3 protein-coding genes are annotated in these 2,509 nt (G+C 45.6%); 1 reads left to right on the plus strand and 2 read right to left on the minus strand.

Features of this window, described 5'->3' with window-relative positions:
- The first annotated feature begins 147 nt into the window (after window positions 1–147).
- The gene (locus tag QUA00_RS30505; RefSeq protein WP_333412183.1) at window positions 148–1,767 is read left to right on the plus strand and encodes an NAD(P)/FAD-dependent oxidoreductase; all 1,620 of its coding nucleotides are present in this window, start codon (window positions 148–150) and stop codon (window positions 1,765–1,767) included.
- 7 nt (window positions 1,768–1,774) lie between these two features.
- Here the strand turns inward: QUA00_RS30505 and QUA00_RS30510 are convergent, their stop codons facing one another.
- Entirely contained in the window at window positions 1,775–2,113 is a 339-nt protein-coding gene (locus QUA00_RS30510) for a XisI protein (protein ID WP_333142928.1), read from the minus strand.
- Complete coding sequence (locus tag QUA00_RS30515; RefSeq protein ID WP_333412184.1) at window positions 2,101–2,484, minus strand: element excision factor XisH family protein; 384 nt, start codon at window positions 2,482–2,484, stop codon at window positions 2,101–2,103. The genes QUA00_RS30510 and QUA00_RS30515 overlap by 13 nt, the downstream gene beginning before the upstream one ends.
- Window positions 2,485–2,509 lie beyond the last annotated feature (25 nt).

The raw sequence follows: 2,509 nt of genomic DNA on the forward strand, positions 1-2,509 counted from the left end.
TGAGTGTGTGTGGAACAGGCATCTTGCCTGTTGTTGAATAAAATTGAGTGTGTGTGGAACAGGCATCTTGCCTGTTGCTAAGCGAGAATGGTGCAACATCTCAGTTAAATCCGTTACCCAATCTGTTGCCGAACTTCCCTCTGCTATATGTTAAGAATAACTGAAATAAAACTCCCCCTAGATCATCCTCAAGATGCGATCGCCGATGCCCTTCTCAAAAAGCTGCAAATTCCCCCCGAAGAATTGCTCGGCTATTCCATCTTCAAGCGCAGCTACGATGCTCGTAAAAAAGCAGAAATCCTCCTTGTCTATATTGTGGATGTAGAGACGGCACAGGAAAAGCAACTTCTTCAACGCTTCAAAAAAGATCCTCATGTAATGGTGACGCCAGACACGAGTTATCGCTTTGTAGCCAAAGCCCCCAGCAATTTGACGATTCGCCCCATTGTGATTGGTACAGGGCCGTGCGGTATGTTTGCAGGTCTGATGCTGGCACAAATGGGGTTTCGTCCCATCCTTTTAGAACGCGGAAAAGCAGTGCGCGATCGCACGGTTGATACCTTTGGATTTTGGAAGAAAAAAGCAGAATTTAACCCAGAATCTAACGCCCAGTTTGGCGAAGGTGGTGCGGGTACTTTTTCCGATGGCAAACTCTACAGCCAAGTTAAAGATCCTCAGCATTATGGACGCAAGGTGCTGGCGGAACTTGTGAATGCGGGAGCTTCACCGGAAATTTTATATATTAATAAACCGCATATTGGCACGTTCAAACTGGTGGGAATTGTCCAAAGTATTCGCGCCCAAATTGAATCATTAGGCGGAGAAATTCGGTTTCAAACTCGTGTAGAAGATATCCACATCGAAAATGGAAAAGTGCAGGGACTTACCCTCGCCAGTGGAGAATATATTGCTAGTAATTATATAGTTCTGGCGGTGGGACACAGCGCCCGCGATACTTTTGAAATGTTGTTTTCGCGCGGGGTTTACATCGAGGCTAAACCTTTTTCCATTGGTTTTCGGGTGGAACATCCGCAGACTACGATCGATCGCTGTCGTTTTGGCGATCGCGCGGGCCATAAGCTTTTGGGTGCCGCCGATTACAAACTGGTTCACCATTGCCAAAACAATCGTTCTGTGTATAGTTTCTGTATGTGTCCCGGTGGTTTGGTAGTGGCGGCTGCGTCAGAACCGGGGCGACTTGTTACTAATGGGATGAGTCAATATTCTCGCAATGAACGCAATGCTAACAGCGGGATTGTGGTGGGTATCACGCCGGAGGATTATCCCGGTCATCCCTTAGCAGGAATTGAGTTTCAGCGTCGCCTAGAAGAACGGGCATTTGAGTTAGGAGGTGGCACTTACAACGCCCCTGGGCAGCTTGTGGGTGATTTTTTGGCGAATCGCCCTTCCACGGCGCTAGGCAGTGTGCAGCCGTCTTATACGCCGGGAGTTGTGATGACTGATTTGAGCGAAAGTTTGCCAGATTATGCGATCGCAGCTATCCGCGAAGCACTTCCGGCTTTTGACAAACAGATTAAAGGATTTGCGATGGATGATGCGGTTTTGACTGGGGTGGAAACGCGCACTTCTTCACCAATTCGGATTAAACGCAAGGAAGATTATCAGAGTTTGAATACAGAAGGCCTTTATCCTGCTGGGGAAGGTGCAGGATATGCGGGTGGAATCCTGTCGGCGGGGATTGATGGGATTAAGGTGGCGGAGGCGGTTGCTTTGAGCATATTGCGATCTGTAAATCACAAAGTTTGAGGCTGGATCAACCAACTGCAAATTCGGTGTATTGTCGGACATGAGGTGCATGATAGGCTAGCACAATTTCCTGGGATGGGACACCTCGTGCTACTAACTGATCGGCGATCGCTTCTTCAGTCCCGTCATGCTGCACCCAAATTTTCCCATCTTTAATATCTACATGAATCACACAGCCATAAATCCGAGTGCTACCGTTTTTCCAACCCACATTTACAAGTTGATAGCGATCCTTTACCAGATCGAAAATCGTCTCGCTGGAAACTGGATCGCTAGGCGATCGTCGCTGGGATCGCTCAGTTAGCAACTCCTGAATATATTGACGATACAAACTTACTTTATCCATTGAGAAATCTCCTCTTTTTCGGTATCGTAAACTAAAAGCGGAATTTGATTGCGTTCAATCACCCTTTGAATAAATGAGTATTTGAAAAATCTTTTGTAAATATCTAATGGAATTGCCAAGTAAAGAGTTCTATCGGGATCGTCATCTTCTAATGCAATCCGATAGTTAATAAATTGTCCCACTGCGGTATGAAATTCTGAAATCGTCGAGGGTGCCAAAAACGTTTTGATTTCAACCGCAATTTTTTCATTATCCTTTGTCGCTGCTAATAACTGTTCTGCACCCAGATCGATATAAAAATCAACAAATCCCAGATCGATAAGCTGTTGTGCATTTAAAACGCATATTGGTATAATATAACATAATGATATTCAGAAAAAGTTAATGCCTGCTAAA

Source organism: Microcoleus sp. T2B6 (genome assembly GCF_036700475.1).
GTDB lineage: Bacteria > Cyanobacteriota > Cyanobacteriia > Cyanobacteriales > Microcoleaceae > Microcoleus.